A 17,961-nucleotide genomic window follows, 5' to 3' on the forward strand; every position below is an offset into this window, starting at 1 on the left:
TAGATTTTTATTATGTGAGGTTTAGAATGTAACTTTTACACCTACCGAATATCTCCGGATAGGGGGATAGTTATAATAACTGGCATTATAGGTAGTAGATGCTCCTACTTCGGGAGATACTCCTTCCACGTGCGTAAAATAATGTAAGTTATTCCCCGACAGTGTAATGGCTAAATTCTGAATCCCGAATTTAGTCAGTTTAACAGGAGGAATATTATATTGCAGGCTCACTTCGCGGATACACAGGTAGTCACCTTTATAGTTAAATATATTGGACGTTCTGCTGAAGTTGGCATTTCCGTCGTCCGGGTCATTTGCCGTAAAGCGGGCATATTTCGTATCATCTCCCGGTTGTTTCCAGGTCTCTTTTACTTTATCTATCAGGGTATAATTATTGGCAAACGTATTCATAAAATAACGCATCTCTGAATTATTGTTGATAGAGTGTCCTAATGCCCAATCCAGGAAAATATTCAGCGACACATTCTTATAAGTGAAACTATTGTTCAGCCCTCCTGTAGAATGGGGAACGGTATATCCCAGGAAAAACTGGTCCTGACTATCGATATAATCTTTCCCGTCTCTGGTCAGACTGCCCGGACGGTTCTTCCACTCATAGTCTCCAATCTCTTTGCGTCCGGCAATTCTTTTTTCGTCCGAATGACGGTATCCTTTCGCAGAATTATCATACATGGCGTTATCGGCCTGAGCCTGTGTTTCTATTATATAATCCACCATATATCCGTAATACCGGTAAAGCGGCTCTCCTTCGGCAGTTCCCCCGAAAGCGGTTCCATCGGCCAGGGTAATACCACCGATACGGTTACGGTCACGCCCGTTATCCGGAAGTTTCAATACCTTGTTTTTTACAAAACTCCATGTAAGCTTTGATGCCCATTCGAAATCTTTGGTTTGAATATTGGTCGAACCGATCTCTATATCGAATCCGTAAAACTTCACTTCTCCGATATTGGTTTGTACATTGGCAAAACCGGTCGTATTAGGAAGCTCCTTACTGAAAAGGAGATTTTCCGTTCTTTTGTCGAAATAGTCCGCATTCAGCGTTAACCGGTTATTGAACAGTGATAAATCAAATCCCAAATCCAATTGGGTGGAGGTTTCCCACGTCAGATCCAGATTCGGCATGGTGGAGGGGACAATACCCGCAATACCGTCATATTTTGCATTCGTAGAATATCTTCCATACGCATCGTATAATCCGATTGCATTATTTCCCGTTTGCCCATAACTGACCCTTAATTTCAGATCATCCAGATTTTTGATCCCTTGCATGAAATCTTCATCCGATATAATCCAACCGGCAGATGCTCCCGGGAAAAAACCCCATTGATTACCCGGTGCAAAACGGGAAGAGGCATCCTGACGGAATGTGGCCGAAAAAAGATATTTCTTTTTAAAATCATAAGATAACCGCCCAAAATAGCCGATGGTAACATCCTCCGTATAATTGCTGGTTGCATTCTTCTTATTCGGCCCGGCTGTCAGTGTCGGCACTTTATCAGAACTCGCTCCATCAACTTGTGCAGCCAGTGCCTGATTGATATCTTTCTGATAGGAATATCCACCCATTACAGAAAAGGAATGATTATCAATTCCTTTATTATAGGTTGCATATACTTCCAGTTTATCCCGCCTGAGTTCACCAAAAGAAGAACTGGCCGGACGTAATCCGTTAAATTCATTCGCTTTTTGAAAACTATCGTTCTTATAATGATGATTATAGGTCGATAGTTGAGCCTCTGCCTTAAGGCCGTCTATGATCCGATAAGTCAGCTTACCAAATGCCGACAGACGTTTGTTTTCCTGGCTCTGATCATTATAATAGGCATACCATAATGGGTTGGGAGAAGTGGCATTATATCCTTTAGTGGGGGTTCCGTCTTCATTGTATTTCTTTTGTGTAGGAGGAGTTGCCAGACCACGGGAAATAACATTCATCTGGTTTTCATATTCCTGCGATTCTGTACGGGAATAATCAAATCCTCCCATAAACGACAAGAACTTATTAATATTCACATCAATATTACTTCGCAAATTTAAGCGTGAATAATTGGTTGCAATAGCGACACCGGCATCATCCGTGTATCCTAAACTGATATTATACCGAACACCTTCGTTTCCTCCGTCAAGTCCCACATAATAATTCTGCCACATCGCTTGTTTATAAATCTCATCCTGAAAATTATTATCCTGAAAGATCAGGGTTTTCGTAGGATCCAATGGATCCGGCATGGAGTGATAACCAGCCGGCACAGATTCTCCATCGCCCAGATAGCGTGTTGAATAAATGGAAGAAGCTGTATTACCGGAACTGGCCGAATAGCCGTCCATCCAATTAAACCGTGCATTCGGGCCTACTGCAACGGCCGGACGCACAATACTCAAATAATCGGCTGCATTCATGAATTTATATAAAGTTGCAGCTTCCTGTAATGCCACATTGGCTTCAAAAGTAATGTTAGGGGCTTTATTGATCGACCCCTTCTTCGTTGTGATCAATACTACTCCATTTGAAGCTCTTGATCCGTAAATGGCTGTCGAAGCAGCATCCTTTAACACTTCTATGGATTCGATATCATTCGGATTAATCCCGCTGAACGCTCTTTCCACTCCATCAACCAGAATAAGCGGTTCATTACTTTTATTAATAGAGGAACCTCCCCTGATACGGATGGTTGCATCTGCACCGGGAGTATTATCGTTGGAATATATCCGGGTACCCGCTATTTTTCCTTTCAATCCTTCACCTACAGTACTGATCGGAATATTCTGCAATACTTCTCCTCCTACTTTTGTAATAGCAGAAGTTACGGTACGCCTGGATTGCGTTCCATACCCTACAACGACAACCTCATCCAATCCCACGGTCGAAACATTCAGTACAACATTGATACGTTCTTGATTCGTGATCCTTATCTCCTGAGGTTGAAATCCTACATAAGAAAATTCTAAAGTGGCTCCCTGAGGCACTTTTATTTCAAAATTACCATCTATACCCGTGACTGTTCCGTGTGTAGTGCCTTTGACTACTACAGAAACGCCCGGCAACGTTTCTCCTTCATTATCATGCACTACCCCCGTAACGGTTATTTCCTGTGCCATAAGGAAAGATAATGAAGCAAACAAGAAAATAAAAAAGGCTAAAAATCGACAAATTTTTCTCATCTTTGTAATGATTTTAAGATATTCGTGTTTTAAAATTATTGTGGAAAGGGGTACTATTTGCAGGATGTATCCCTTTCTCTATTTTCCCCAAAAACCGATTTCTTTCAGGTCTTTTCTGAGAGAATCGTATTCTTCTTTTTCAAACGGAGCAATGGGTAAACGACATCCTCCGCATTCGATTCCGATCAAATTCATAATGGCTTTCCCGCCTCTTACACCTCCTCCGTATTTGATAATTACTTTGACAATTTCAATGGATTGCATCTGGAATGCCCGGGCAGACGCAAGATCTCCCTCTTCCATTGCTTTCATGATATTCAAATACACGGAAGGCGAATAATTATATGTACTTCCTACACCGGCAACCGCACCCAACGCCAGTCCGCAGACAAGCATCTCGTCATACCCGTGCAATACTTCGAACGCTCCATCATCAAGATGGATACAGTCTCCCATTTCCATCAGGTTGTTGTGCGTATACTTCACACCGGCCAGATTGGGAATCTCTTGTTTTCCTTCCTGTAAAAATTGCGCAACGGATAGACTGACTCCCGTCATCGAAGGCATGTTGTAATAATAGAACGGAAGTTCGGGAGCCGCGGCTGCAACAGGTTTGAAAAAACCGATCAGGTCACGCACCGAGGCAGGTTTAAAAAAACCGGGAGCAATGGACCCCACACCCCAGGCTCCGGTCTCTGCCGCGTGACGGGAAAGTTTCACCGACTCACGCTGGTTATCACTACCCACATGTGCAATTACTTTAAAACGTCCCCTGGCAGCTTTCACCCAATGTTCCAGAATCTGTTTTCTCTCTTCTGTCGTCAATGATGTGAATTCGCCCGTGGTTCCACACACAAATACTCCCGAAATACCCGAATCGACGATATGCTGTGCATATTGACCTATGACAGCATAATGAATATCGCCATTCGGATACATGGGGGTAAATGTCGCGGCTACTAATCCTTTCAATTTTTGATAATTTTTCATTTTAACAAATTAACAATTAATACTTTATAAATAATACAGTAGAATATGCCGGATTATTTTTCCAGTGGTATGATCTGTCCCTCATAGACAGAGGGTGTTCTTATTCCGGGTTTTATTTCTCCGCTGGTAATATAAAAATTATTTTCCCGTACGGCGATATTGGTGGTGACCGGAACGGAAAAAGGCAGGATTTCCTCATGAACAAATCTGTGCGATATACGATCATATACCCTGAGGATATTTTCAAAACCGGGGTGCTCATATGATCCGGGAAATAATTTCGTAACGCCTCCTAAAAAGACAATGTTCTCCGAGTGTACAAATGCTGTTCCCGCCATCACCGGAAAAAATCCCTGAAGACGTGTCCATCTATTCACAAAAGGGTCATACATATGCCCATCGGTTAGTATCTCCACATAACCGGACGAACGATAATCCCTTCCACTGAAGAGGTAAAAAACCGGAGACTCTCCGTTTTCAATGGCAACACTCACTGCGTAACCCCGTGCATTACCGTCCCAGGAAGGCAAAGCGACCCATCCTTTGTCCTTATGGTCAAGGTCTAATACGAAAAAGTGATTTGTGGCATTTTCTTCACTCATCTTTTCCTGACCTCCGGCTATATATATTTTATTATTCAGAAGCGCACCTGTAGCATTGGCTAAGGGAACCGGCAGGGAAGGCCAATCATAAGAGATTTTAAAAACTCCCCCTTCCTTATAGATAAGAAAGACATCATCAAAGCACCGTTTCATGTCACATCCGCCTATACACAGCAGGCCTTCTGCCAATTGTATGGACACGCCATAGGCAATAGCTGCAGGCAGAAAATCAGTTATAATCCCCCATTGAAAATCCATGGTGTCCGTATGTGCATGATACAGTGTTCTCTCCCAATTCTTTTTTCCTCCTTCCCATGGCATCTTATCCGGAAAATTTGCTCCTCCCGCAATAATCAGTTCATTGCCGACAAATCCGGAAAATACACCCGCAACCCCTCTGTTCTCTTCCTTATCCTGAAGGGAAGGAAGGGAATTCGAATTATTCCATTGTATCTCCCATTCTAGCTGACAAGGCAATGGTAGATTATCCATTGTATACATAACAGCTGTAATACTCATGGCAATTAAAAAAGATATTATTGTTTGACAACGCATTTTTGATGATGAATAGTTTCGTTCTTTTGTCGGATGAAAATCTTATAAACCTCGAAATGTTGTTCCAGTGCCTTTCTGTATCCGTCCTCATCATTTTCTTTCAGATAGTGTAACAGATCCTGATGGGTTACAATCCGTCCTTCTTCTTTGAGTTTTATATTGATGGGAGCCAGGTATTCCTTGAATTTGTCTTTTACAAAGGTCATCACGGGATGCACAATATTCTGGAATTCAGCGATTGTTTTATTCCCTGTTATCTGATACAATCTCGTATGAAAAGTAAATTCGCTGAAAGGCGCATATTCGTTGTTCTCATACATAATACCTACTTTCACAATTTCTTCAAGATCTTCGATGTCTTTCGGCGTAATATTTCTGAAAATATCGCTGCATATACCCATCTCTAAAGCAATCCTGAACCCCAGGATATCGAATAAAGCATCTTCGCTTAAAATACGGGGATCTACTACCCGTTTCATTCCTCCCAGGATAGATGGCTCCGAAAGGATCATACCCCGCCGGGTACGGGTTTCAATCATACCCATCATCTTTAACCGGCTCAACGCTTCGCGTAACACACTCCGGGCTACACCTAAGGAAGCCGACAGCTCCATTTCATTAGGAATAGGATCCCCCGTTTGAAGATCTTTCTCTCTAAAATAGGTCAAAAGTTTGTCTTCCACCTGATCCACCAGGGTAACAGAATTATTCTGAATTTTCAGTCTTTCCATGAGTAATTGATATTTTTACGTATTTTATACGTCTTGTATTAATTATATGATTTGTCTGACAAATATACAGTCAATATTTTTTAATAACCAAGAAGTAACTTGCATTTTAACCAATGAAATCTATTTTTTAAATTTATTTCACAAATACAAGCTTCTCAAGAATATTCTCTTAACTTTTAAGGAAATTAGAAAGTATTATCTCCCCTATGAATACATCCATAGTCCCAACAGATAATCTAATCATTTATCACGAACCTGTCAAAATAATTTATATCCGATAATTTCTCCCCGTATCAAATTTCTTAGTTTTTATATCATTTCGAATGATTTACAGAATGGAAATATTGTTTTATTTTTGTAAGATTAGTTTCTTGTGCCGGAATTAAGCAATAATGTCACCATACAAAAAACAACAACATGTTCTTATTAAACCGACTAACCATTTTACACAAGTTTCAAAAGCCGGGAATTTTAATTATCCTGTCAACCTTTCTATTCTGTGCTCACAATACAGTATATGGAAATAACATTCATCCTCTCAGGATCATAAAACTTACCTGCGAGTATCAACAAGATCCACTACTGGTTGCTTCAGGCACACCTCTTTTCGGATGGCAACTGCAATCGGATAAGCAGGAAATACGCCAGTCAGCTTACACCATAGAGGTTTATACCCGTATCAACGGGAAAGAAATAAAAATATGGGATTCGGGAAAAGTGCTATCCGGTCAAAGCCAACAGGTAAAATACGACGGCAGGGAAACATTGGAACCGGGAAAAGAGTATCGGTGGAGAGTCAAGGTCTGGGATACACGTAATTACTCTTCGGAATGGAGTGAAATGGACAGATTCCGGATGGCTCCTTCGGATACGGAATTAAAAGCCGAATGGATCGGAGCGATTGACAAAAAAGAGGCCAATATCCCGGAAGGAAGAATCTATCACGCACTGGCTGCCTCATCGGAAGCAGCCGAAAAATGGATGAATACCCATCCCCTTTCCAAAAGAAGTATCTATCTGAGAAAAGATTTTTCCATCGATAAGAAAATCAGAGAGGCAATTATTTATATCAGCGGATTAGGCCACTATGAACTTTCATTGAACGGAGAAAAGGTGGGAGATTCCCGGTTTGATCCCATGTGGAGTGATTACGACAAGACAATCTATTATAATGCCTATGATGTGACTCATTCCCTGCAACAGAACAACGCAATCGGAGTATTGTTGGGGAACGGATTCTTTAATCAGCAGGGTGGCCGGTACGTAAAAATGCAGGTGAGTTTTGGTCCCCCTACCCTGTTTTTTAAACTTCATATAACTTATACGGACGGCACAAAAGAGGAAATCGATTCGAACGAAAACTGGAAATATTCTTTAAGCCCCATTATCTTCAATGATATGTATGGCGGCGAAGATTATGACGCAAGGCTGGAGCAGAATGGGTGGGATAGTTATGGATTCGATGAGTCGGACTGGTTACCGGTAGTGGTACAAAGTGCCCCCAATGGGCGTCTTACACCACAGACCACTGCTTCCGTTAAAATAATGGAAACATACACACCTAAGTCGGTGAAAAAAGTGGGTGATGCATATGTCTTCGATATGGGACAAAACCTATCAGGCTTTCCAAAGATCAAAGTCTCGGGAAAGTCAGGAGATAAAGTCAGATTGACAGTAGGTGAAAACATTCACGAAGACGGTTCCGTAAATCAATCACAATCGGGATCGCCCTATTATTACGAATACACTTTAAAAGGAGAGACGCAAGAGACATGGCATCCCCGTTTCTCCTATTACGGTTATAAATATGTCCAGGCAGATGGTGTCAAGCCGGAAGAGGTACAGTCCCATTTCGTGTATAATTCGAGCACCCGGACAGGTCGTTTTCACTGTTCGAATGAGATTTTCAATGAGGCTCACCGGATTATTGTGAATGCGATCAAAAGTAATATGCACGCTGTGTTTACCGATTGTCCCCACCGTGAAAAACTCGGATGGCTGGAACAGGTACATCTGAACGGTCCCGGACTGTTTTACAATTTTGACCTGACCACGTTTGCACCGAAGATCATGCAGGATATACGCGATGCACAGCTTCCAAACGGTCTGGTTCCCGATATTGCTCCCGAGTATGTTATTTTTGAAGGAGGATTCCGCGATTCTCCCGAATGGGGAAGTACGGCCGTTTTCCTGCCGTTCATGTATTACCGGTTCTACGGAGATAAATCCCTGATCATGGAATACTACGACGTAATGAAAAAGTATGCCGATTACCTTTCTTCTACCGCAACTGACCATATTGTGTCACACGGGCTGGGAGACTGGTGCGATTACCGGAAAGACGAACCCTACGGCGTATCCAAGAACACTCCGGTACCTTTGTCCGCATCTGCTCACTATTATATGGTGATTGACTACCTTGTACAGGCTGCCGAAATAATGGATAAATCCGACGATTATGACTACTATTCAACGCTCAGGGAGCAGGTAAAAAATGCATTTAACAAAGAATTCTTCGATGAAAACACTCGGCAATACGGTACGGGAAGTCAGGCATCGAATGCTATGCCGCTGTTTGCGGGTATTGTGGAACCTCCACACAAACAAGCCGTACTGGATAATTTAATAAAAGACATACAAGAAAAAGGGTACCGGCTCTCCACGGGAGATGTCGGAAACAGGTACCTGTTCCAAACGTTGGCCGATAACGGATTAAACGAAGTCATGTATAAAATGCATAATCATAGGGAAGTGCCTGGATACGGTTTCCAGTTGCAATTCGGTGCCACAACACTTACCGAGTTATGGGATCCGAGAGACGGCGCATCATGGAATCACTTCATGATGGGCCAGATTGAGGAGTGGTTCTACAAATCACTGGCAGGAATAACGACAGAAGACTACAGTGGTTTCCAAAATATAGTGATTGCACCGAAACCGGTGGGAGACCTGAAGTTTGTAGAAGCATCCTACGATACTTTGTATGGCACAATCTCCGTCAACTGGAAAATCGATGGCGATCAATTTAAAATGGATTTGTTCGTCCCGCACAATTGTACTGCCAAAGTGTATCTTCCGCAACAAAAAGATTATAAAGATGTTGGAAGCGGACATCATTCGTTTACAACAACAATAAATTAATTCGATAATTTAACGATTTAACGATTTGATAATTAATCAGATGACCAATAAATATACAAATCAGCAAATCGTATTTGGCCTATACTAAAACAATCTTTTATTTATGGTAAAATTATACAGATATACCATTCTGGTTATACTACTTTCGTTCAGTTATTTTCTGAAAGGGGGATCATCTTCCTTGCCGGTCGATCTGAAAACCGATCATCTGGAAAATCCCATCGGCATAGATAACCCTAATCCCAGATTGGCATGGAGGATTGAGGACAACAGGCAGGGAGCACGGCAGTCCGCCTACAGGGTCATCATTGGCACCGATTCCCTGAAAGTACTTAACGGGAAAGGCGATGTATGGGATTCCGGAAAGATGAACTCAGACCGGCAGTTAGTCACTTACGCAGGAAATAGCCTTGCCCCTTTCACAAAATATTACTGGAAAGTGATGATATGGGATGCAGGGCAGAATGAAAGCATCTCCGGTATCCAATCTTTTGAAACGGGGATGATGGATATCAGCCACTGGCAGGGGAACTGGATCAGCGACGGGAGGGATATCCATTATGCACCCGCTCCCTACTTCCGTAAAAAATTCGAAACCGCCAAGGAAATCGCATCGGCCCGTGTATATATTGCCGTCGCCGGATTATATGAACTCCATATCAACGGAGAAAAGATAGGCAACCAGCGCCTCGATCCGATGTACACCCGCTACGACAGGCGTAACCTCTATGTCACCCACGATGTGACCGCTCAACTGCAGAAAGGAGAAAATGCCATCGGGGTGATCCTCGGCAACGGTTGGTATAATCATCAGTCAATGGCGGTATGGGATTTTCACCGGGCGCCCTGGCGCAACCGTCCCGCTTTCTGTCTGGACCTGCGTATCACCTATACCGATGGCACTGTGGAGATCATCCCCACTAACCTGAGTTGGAAAAAATCGGACAGCCCGGTCATCTTTAACAGTATTTACACAGGGGAGCATTACGACGCACGGCTGGAACAGGATGGATGGAGCAAGCCGGAGTTTGATGATTCACAATGGCAGGAAGTAGGATTACGCTCTACTCCCTCTCAGAATATTACCGCCCAACAATTGAGACCGATACGGAATGTATTGACGATCCCCGCTAAATCAGTCCACAAGATAGATGAAAAGACCTATGTGTACGACTTCGGGCAAAATATGTCGGGGGTAACCAGGATAAAGGTTTCCGGCGAAGAAGGTACGGAACTACGGATAAAGCATGGAGAACGTCTGTATGATAACGGACGGATCAATATGTCCAATATCGATGTGTATTACCGGGGGGATAGGGAAAAAGATCCTTTCCAGACGGATATACTGATATTGAGCGGAAAAGGAGAAGATGAATTTATGACCCGCTTCAACTACAAAGGGTTCCGGTATGTGGAAATAACAAGCAGTAAACCGGTTGAACTGGATAAAAACAACCTGACTGCTTATTTTATGCATAGCGATGTACCGCCGATCGGGAAAATTGAGACTTCAAGTGACCTTATCAATAAATTATGGTGGGCAACAAATAATGCTTATCTGTCGAACCTGATGGGTTATCCCACCGATTGCCCGCAACGCGAAAAGAACGGATGGACCGGTGATGGCCATTTTGCCATAGAGACCGCCCTCTACAATTTCGACGGTATCACCGTATATGAGAAATGGCTGGCCGACCACCGGGACGAACAACAACCCAATGGAGTGTTGCCCGACATTATTCCTACGGGAGGATGGGGTTATGGAACTCATAACGGATTAGACTGGACCAGTACAATTGCCATTATTCCCTGGGAAATATACAGGTTCTATGGTGACAGTAAACTATTGGAAGACTGTTACGGGAACATCAAACGGTATGTGGATTATGTGGATCGTACAAGTCCCGGGGGTCTGACCTCCTGGGGACGTGGCGACTGGGTACCGGTGAAATCACGTTCGAACCTGGAACTGACTTCCTCCGTCTATTTCTATGTAGATGCAAAAATACTGGCCGAAGCGTCAAAACTGTTCGGGAAAGAAACAGATCATCAATATTACTCCGCATTGGCAGAGAAAATCAAAAATGCGATCAACAAGAAATACCTGGATCGTGAAACCGGTATTTACGCCAGCGGAACCCAAACCGAACTAAGTGTTCCGTTACAATGGAAAGTAGTACCGGAGGATATGATACCTAAAGTAGCACAGAACCTTGCGAAGAAAGTGGAAGAAGCCGGATTCCATTTAGATGTGGGTGTATTAGGGGCCAAAGCTATTTTAAACGCATTAAGTGAAAACGGCTATCCCGATGTAGCGTATAAGGTAGCGGTGCAGGACACTTATCCCTCCTGGGGATGGTGGATTGTGAATGGAGCCACTACCCTGCTTGAGAACTGGGATCTGGATGCCGAGCGGGACATCTCCGACAATCATATGATGTTCGGCGAGATCGGCGCGTGGTTCTTCAAAGGACTGGGAGGCATCTACCCCGATGCCGCACAGCCCGGTTTCAAGCATATTATCCTGCGCCCCCATTTTGAAAAAGATTTGGAGCGGTTCGATGCACAGTTTAATTCACCCCATGGCCTGATCCGTTCTCAATGGAAATGGGAAGGAGGAAAGATAAACTATCAGGTTGTGGTACCTGCGAACAGCAGTGCCACTTTGTATCTTCCCGATTATGTGGAAGGAAACAAATTAATAAAACTGGATGCAGGAACTCATAGTTTTACATTTAAGATAAGTGGCTGAAGGTTGATGTGGTGATGTGGTGATGTGGTGATGTGATGATGTGATGATTTAACGATTTGATAATTGGCTGATTACCCTGTTATTCTTCCCTTCTCCAATTCTATACTTCTCCAATTCCGACTTCTAATTTCTAACTTCTGAGTTCAAAATTTAATCATATGAAACGAATAATCTTTTTTCTGGCTATACTAATTCTCACCTCTCTAGCTATAACGGTTTTTGGGAAGGAAAAAGCATCAGTCGCTCCGGTGAATCTCACCTGTGAACACCTGAAGAATCCGGCAAGTCTGGATGTAGCGCATCCACGTTTTAGTTGGACACTCCAACCGACCGATGAATCAGCTTACGGACAACGACAAACAGCATACCGCATACTGGTAGGAAGTTCACAGCAAAAAAGGGCTGACCATTTCGGCGACATGTGGGACAGCGGATGGATCGAATCAGACAATATGCAACTGATCGAATACAACGGCAAACCGCTGCGGTCTGACGAGAAATATTTCTGGAAAGTAGCCGTAAAGGATGAAAACGGCAATGAATCGGGTTACAGCGAAGTAGCCAAATGGAGTACCGGATTGTTCTCACAGGAAGAATGGACAGCCAAGTGGATCGGTACGGACAAGGCTTACGATCCGGCGGAAGGACCTAACAAAATATATGATCCGTGGTTCCGGAAAACTTTCGATTTAAAGGAAAACCCGTCTAAAGCGACGCTGTTTGTCGCTTCGGTAGGATATCATGAAGTATATGTCAACGGGAAAAGAATCGATGATCATGTACTTGCACCGGCAGTAACGGACCATACTAAACGGGCGCGTTACATTGCCTACGATATTGCACCCGCACTTACATCCGGCACAAACGTCATCGCCCTATGGCTGGGAACTTCGTGGTCTATCTTTGCTCCTTACGCAACGGCCGATAAACCTCGTACCCCTTTGGTAATCGCCCAGACGGATATCTACGATGCCAACGACCGCAAGCTGGCGAGGATCGCTACCGATCAGTCGTGGAAAACCTATCCGAGTCCCAATAAGCTGATTGGGAACTGGGGATTTGGAGTAGGAGGATATGGAGGCGAGATATGGGATGCTAGTAAAGAGGTGGAAGAGTGGAACCTGGCAACCCTGGACGACCGCAACTGGAAAAACGCCACAGTATACACACCGGCGCTTGAACTATCAACTCAGCAGGTAGAAACCAACATCCTGATTGACGAGATTCATCCGGTCGCCGTCGAATCCCGCCCCGATGGCTCTTACCGTGTGGATATGGGCGTAAATTTCGCGGGATGGACACAAATATCAGTACAGGGCAACCCCGGCGATACCATCCGGTTCCTGTTTTCGGAAAGAGAGCAGGAAGAAATAACGTTCGGGTTGATGAACGCTTACGTTATCGGTGCTTCAGGAAAAGGCACATTTGAAAATCGATTCAACTACAGTTCGGGAAGATGGATCACGATTAAAGGCTTGAGATCGGCTCCCAAAAAAGAGGAGATCAAAGGATGGATGGTACGTACCGCTTTCGATGACGCAGCCCGTTTCGAGTGTTCCGATCCGTTGCAGAACTGGATCTACAATACGGTAAAATGGACTTTTGAGAATCTGTCTCTTGGCGGATTTATCGTCGACTGTCCCCAACGCGAACGATTCGGCTATGGCGGCGATGCACATGCCACTTCCGAAACCGGCCTGTTTAATTACAAACTGGGTGCTTTCTATACCAAATGGCTGGAAGACTGGCGAGACGTACAGGGAACAGAACCGATGACAGGCAATATGAACGATCCGGAATGGGCACGCAAGCAGGAAGGAAGCGGCAGGATACTGGGTGGAGGTATACTCCCTCAGACAGCACCGACCTACCATGGTGGCGGCGGCCCGGCATGGGGCGGAATAGTGGTCACCCTCCCGTGGTTCATATACCAACATCATGGTGATATGCGGGTGCTCGAAGATAATTTCGAAATGATCAAAGGCTGGTTGAAATTTCTCGATACTCATGTAGAAAACGATATGCTCAAACGGTACGGCGCACGGTGGGATTTCCTGGGCGACTGGCTCTGGCCGGGAGCTACGTCGCAAGGGATGAATAACTATTCCGATGAAAATATCTTTTTCAATAACTGCTATTGGGTATATAACCTGAAAACTGCAACACAAATTGCCAGGGTGATCGGAAGAACTGAAGAGGCAGAACAATGGGCGCGTCAGGCAGAACAGTCATCTAAAGCTATCCATGCCAAATATTATCATCCGGACGATCATAATTATTCGGACAGATCGATGCGGAGCCTTTCTGCGGCTCTCTATGGCGATATCATGCCGGCTGAATTACGCCCAAAAGTGATGGAGAGACTGGCTGAAGAGATTCTCGTTCATAAGAACGGACATATCGACGTAGGGATCACCGGTGGTGCAATGCTTTTTAAAGTATTACGTGAAGAGGGGCGAGACGACCTCATCTATTCCATGACATCCCAGACCACCTATCCGGGTTGGGGCCTAATGCGTGAAAGCGGAGCCACCACCATTTGGGAGATGTGGGAAAAAGATCTCCCAGGCCACTCTCTGCTGCACAGCTCTTATCTCTATCCCGGTGCATGGTATATCGATGGTGTGGCCGGTATCAGAAGGGATGCCGATGTTCCCGGATTCAGAAAGTTTATGGTACGGATACCCAAACTCACCGAAACACAAATATCCTCTGCAAAAGCTTCATTCGATTCTCCGGCCGGGTTGATAGAATCCTCATGGGAGCGTGAAAACGGAAGGATTACATTAAATGTAACTGTACCGCCAAACTGTACGGCAACAGTCCTGTTTCCCGATGATAACGGAAAAACCGTACATGTGAATGCTGAACATGTCAAAGAAACTGGCAGAAAAGAAGGATATATCCTGTTTGAAATACCGGCAGGAAAATACCGGTTCAGTAATTGACCGATATTGATTTGATAATATGCTAATATGTCAATATGAATAAGGTGGGAAGGTGGTTTAAGTGAAAAATTAAAAGTGAAAAGTGAATTTTTTTTGAAACTGCTAATTGGATAATTAGTAATTCTACTTCTCCACTTCTAACTTCTTATTTCTTATTTCTGAGTTCTAATTTCTAACTTCTTAATCAATATGAAACACATTCATTTTTTAATTGGACTTATCCTGGTCATATTCATGGCCGGATGTCAGGGAACAGCGGTCAGAGTGGATTCCCTGAAGGTAGAAATGCAGGAGAATCCTCAGGGAGTGAGCACATCAACACCCCGATTCTCATGGCAGATCACTTCAGTTAAACCCGATTTACGGCAGGAAGCCTATCAGATTCAGGTGGCCGGATCGGAGCAGGATCTGGAAAAAGGAAACAACTTGTTATGGGATTCGGGAATTGTTGCTGATGCTGAATCCATACTTATCCCATATACGGGAGAAACACTTTCTCCGAGAGAAGTATATTACTGGCGGGTAAAAGTAACGACCAATCAGGGAGAAACAGCCTGGAGTAAGATCAACCACTGGTCTATGGCCCTACCGGACATTGCCGGCTGGCAGGCCAAATGGATTGGCGAAAATGCGCTTTCAAATCCGGGTGAAACAGATAAAGGAAATACCCGTCTGGCTGCCCGTTATCTGCGAAAACCTTTCGACAGTAAACAGAAGGTAAAACGTGCAGTGCTTTATATCTCCGGGCAAGGCGCCTATCAGGCTTATATAAACGGGAAGCGAGTATCGGATGACGTTCTTGCCCCCACGGTTTCATGGTATCCTGAAAAAGTATATTACAACGTATATGATGTTACCTCCCTGATTCAAAGAGATAGTAATCTATTGGGGGTAAAATTAGGTAACGGTCGCTATTTCGGTATGCGTGAATCTCCAACCCAGGTATTCGGTTTGCCTCGACTACTGGCACAACTGGAAATTGAGTACAGTGACGGTTCAACAGATGTTATTGTCAGCGATGAATCCTGGAAAGTCACCTCCAGGGGCCCCATCATCGCCAATAACGAATTCGACGGAGAAGAATATGATGCCCGGATGGAGCTTCCCGGATGGGATAAGATCAGTTACGACGATACTACATGGAAACAGGTCGATATAATGTCTGCACCCGGAGGGACACTTACCGCACAACCCAATCCGAATATCCGCGTACAGGAAGAACTGACACCGGTAGCTATCACAAAACTGACCGACGGGAAATTTATTCTGGATATGGGACAGAATATGGTAGGCTGGATAAAGATCAACAGGTTAAATGGGAAAAAGGATCAGCCCGTTACAATGCGGTTTGCAGAAATGCTCAATCCCGACGGGACACTCTATATGGCAAATCTGCGGAGTGCAAAGGTTACCGACATCTATACGCCTTCGAAAGACGGGGATTTCAGTTGGGAACCCTCTTTCGTCTTTCACGGATTCCGCTTCGTAGAAATATCGGGCCTCGATTACCAACCGGAATTGTCGGATTTCACCGGCAGGGTTATCTATGACCAAATGGAAACGACCGGACAATTCGAGACATCCGACGAAACCATCAATCAAATATTCAAAAACGCTTATTGGGGAATCCGCGGGAACTACAGGGGTATGCCCACCGACTGTCCGCAACGCGATGAGCGTCAGGGTTGGCTGGGTGACCGTGCGACCGGATGCTTCGGAGAAGCCTTCGTGTTCGACAATGCACTACTTTATAGTAAATGGCTGCAGGATATCGAAGATTCGCAAAGCCCCGAAGGCAGCATTTCGGTGGTCTCTCCACGGTACTGGACTATCTTTAATGACGATGTAACCTGGCCGGCCGCCTATTTCTACGGGGCAAAGATGTTGTGGCTGCAGTTTGGCGATACCGAACCGGTAAAAAGGCACTACCCATCCATGAAACGCTATCTGGAACGTATCCAACAGGTATCGATGCAGGATTATATCCTTACAAAAGACACTTACGGCGACTGGTGCATGCCGCCCGAATCACAGGAGCTCATCCATTCGAAGGATCCTTCCCGGAAAACAGCCGGAGCCGTTTTGAGCACCACCGTATACTACAGCCTGTTGAACCTGATGACCGAGTTTGCCCAACTCACTGGCAACACGAAAGATATAGCAGGGTATCAAGAGCTGGCATCGAAGATCAAAGAGGCGTATAATGCCCGTTTTTTCAATACCGATTCAGCTTTGTATGATAATAATACTGTCACGGCCAATATTCTTTCGCTTCGCCTGGGGCTGGTACCGGAAGGATATGAACAAAAAGTGTTCGACAATATCGTACGCAAGACAGAGGTGGATTTCAACGGTCATGTTAGCACAGGAGTATTGGGAATCCAGCACCTGATGCGCGGTCTGACGGAACAGGGAAATGTAGATCTGGCATACAGGATCGTCACCAACCGCACCTATCCCAGTTGGGGATATATGATTGAAAACGGTGCGACTACCATCTGGGAATTATGGAACGGAGATACGGCCGATCCGGCAATGAACTCCGCCAATCATGTGATGTTACTGGGTGACCTGTTGATCTGGTTTTATGAGGATCTGGCAGGGATCAAAAACCATCCGGAAAGTACGGCTTATAAAAAACTGCTGATGGAGCCGAAATTCCCCGAAGGATTATCGCATGTAAAAGCCTCCTATAAATCGGTTTACGGAGAAATTAAAAGCGAATGGAAAAAAGAAAACGGAACATTCCATTGGAATATTACCATTCCCGGAAACAGTTCAGCCATCATCAGGTTGCCGAAGGAACTGAATGTGTCGACACCAACAGGGAAGGGCATAAGGAATGTTACAGAAACGGAAAATAGTATCGAAATCGAATTAGGATCGGGAAATTACCATCTTACCGGAATATAAATCATTATTTGATTTTACGTGTTTCATTGAGAGACACTTGTCAACCCAGTAACAGCGACCAAGACCTTAACTGTTTTTTAATATTATTTCGTTAATACATTTGGATTTCACATGTATTATTTTGTAATTGCATTCCGTTTCAT

8 protein-coding genes are annotated in these 17,961 nt (G+C 44.3%); 4 read left to right on the forward strand and 4 right to left on the reverse strand.

Annotated features, from left to right (window positions below):
• Positions 1 to 21: 21 nt before the first annotated feature.
• The 4 genes from PSM36_RS10950 to PSM36_RS10965 form a co-directional block, all read right to left on the reverse strand.
• Positions 22 to 3,186: a SusC/RagA family TonB-linked outer membrane protein gene (locus PSM36_RS10950; RefSeq protein WP_154671012.1), complete on the reverse strand. Its 3,165-nt coding sequence runs from the start codon at positions 3,184 to 3,186 to the stop codon at positions 22 to 24.
• A gap of 78 nt (positions 3,187 to 3,264) precedes the next feature.
• Entirely contained in the window at positions 3,265 to 4,176 is a 912-nt protein-coding gene (locus tag PSM36_RS10955; RefSeq protein WP_076930926.1) for a dihydrodipicolinate synthase family protein, read from the reverse strand.
• 53 nt (positions 4,177 to 4,229) lie between these two features.
• The gene (locus PSM36_RS10960) at positions 4,230 to 5,270 is read right to left on the reverse strand and encodes a hypothetical protein (protein ID WP_076932207.1); all 1,041 of its coding nucleotides are present in this window, start codon (positions 5,268 to 5,270) and stop codon (positions 4,230 to 4,232) included.
• Positions 5,271 to 5,314: 44 nt separating this feature from the next.
• Entirely contained in the window at positions 5,315 to 6,064 is a 750-nt protein-coding gene (locus PSM36_RS10965; RefSeq protein WP_076930927.1) for a FadR/GntR family transcriptional regulator, read from the reverse strand.
• A 417-nt stretch (positions 6,065 to 6,481) separates the two neighbouring features.
• On the opposite strand from PSM36_RS10965, the gene PSM36_RS10970 reads away from it, so the two are divergent.
• From PSM36_RS10970 to PSM36_RS10985, 4 genes are all read left to right on the forward strand, one after another.
• Positions 6,482 to 9,205, forward strand: a complete 2,724-nt coding sequence (locus PSM36_RS10970; protein ID WP_076930928.1) for a glycoside hydrolase family 78 protein — start codon at positions 6,482 to 6,484, stop codon at positions 9,203 to 9,205.
• Positions 9,206 to 9,308: 103 nt separating this feature from the next.
• A complete protein-coding gene (locus PSM36_RS10975) occupies positions 9,309 to 11,957 on the forward strand; it encodes an alpha-L-rhamnosidase (RefSeq protein ID WP_076930929.1) in 2,649 nt (882 codons plus the stop codon).
• A 158-nt stretch (positions 11,958 to 12,115) separates the two neighbouring features.
• On the forward strand, positions 12,116 to 14,905 hold the full coding sequence (locus PSM36_RS10980) for a family 78 glycoside hydrolase catalytic domain (protein WP_076930930.1): 2,790 nt from the start codon (positions 12,116 to 12,118) through the stop codon (positions 14,903 to 14,905).
• Between the two features lie 189 nt (positions 14,906 to 15,094).
• Entirely contained in the window at positions 15,095 to 17,818 is a 2,724-nt protein-coding gene (locus tag PSM36_RS10985; protein ID WP_076930931.1) for an alpha-L-rhamnosidase, read from the forward strand.
• Positions 17,819 to 17,961 lie beyond the last annotated feature (143 nt).

The organism is Proteiniphilum saccharofermentans (assembly GCF_900095135.1).
GTDB lineage: Bacteria > Bacteroidota > Bacteroidia > Bacteroidales > Dysgonomonadaceae > Proteiniphilum > Proteiniphilum saccharofermentans.

Excerpts from the sequence above, each read along its gene's own strand:
- PSM36_RS10965 (WP_076930927.1), bottom strand. The coding sequence starts at position 6,064 with ATGGAAAGACTGAAAATTCAGAATAATTCTGTTACCCTGGTGGATCAG.
- PSM36_RS10960 (WP_076932207.1), bottom strand. The coding sequence starts at position 5,270 with ATGGATAATCTACCATTGCCTTGTCAGCTAGAATGGGAGATACAATGG.
- PSM36_RS10950 (WP_154671012.1), bottom strand. The coding sequence starts at position 3,186 with ATGAGAAAAATTTGTCGATTTTTAGCCTTTTTTATTTTCTTGTTTGCT.
- PSM36_RS10970 (WP_076930928.1), top strand. The coding sequence starts at position 6,482 with ATGTTCTTATTAAACCGACTAACCATTTTACACAAGTTTCAAAAGCCG.
- PSM36_RS10980 (WP_076930930.1), top strand. The coding sequence starts at position 12,116 with ATGAAACGAATAATCTTTTTTCTGGCTATACTAATTCTCACCTCTCTA.
- PSM36_RS10985 (WP_076930931.1), top strand. The coding sequence starts at position 15,095 with ATGAAACACATTCATTTTTTAATTGGACTTATCCTGGTCATATTCATG.
- PSM36_RS10955 (WP_076930926.1), bottom strand. The coding sequence starts at position 4,176 with ATGAAAAATTATCAAAAATTGAAAGGATTAGTAGCCGCGACATTTACC.
- PSM36_RS10975 (WP_076930929.1), top strand. The coding sequence starts at position 9,309 with ATGGTAAAATTATACAGATATACCATTCTGGTTATACTACTTTCGTTC.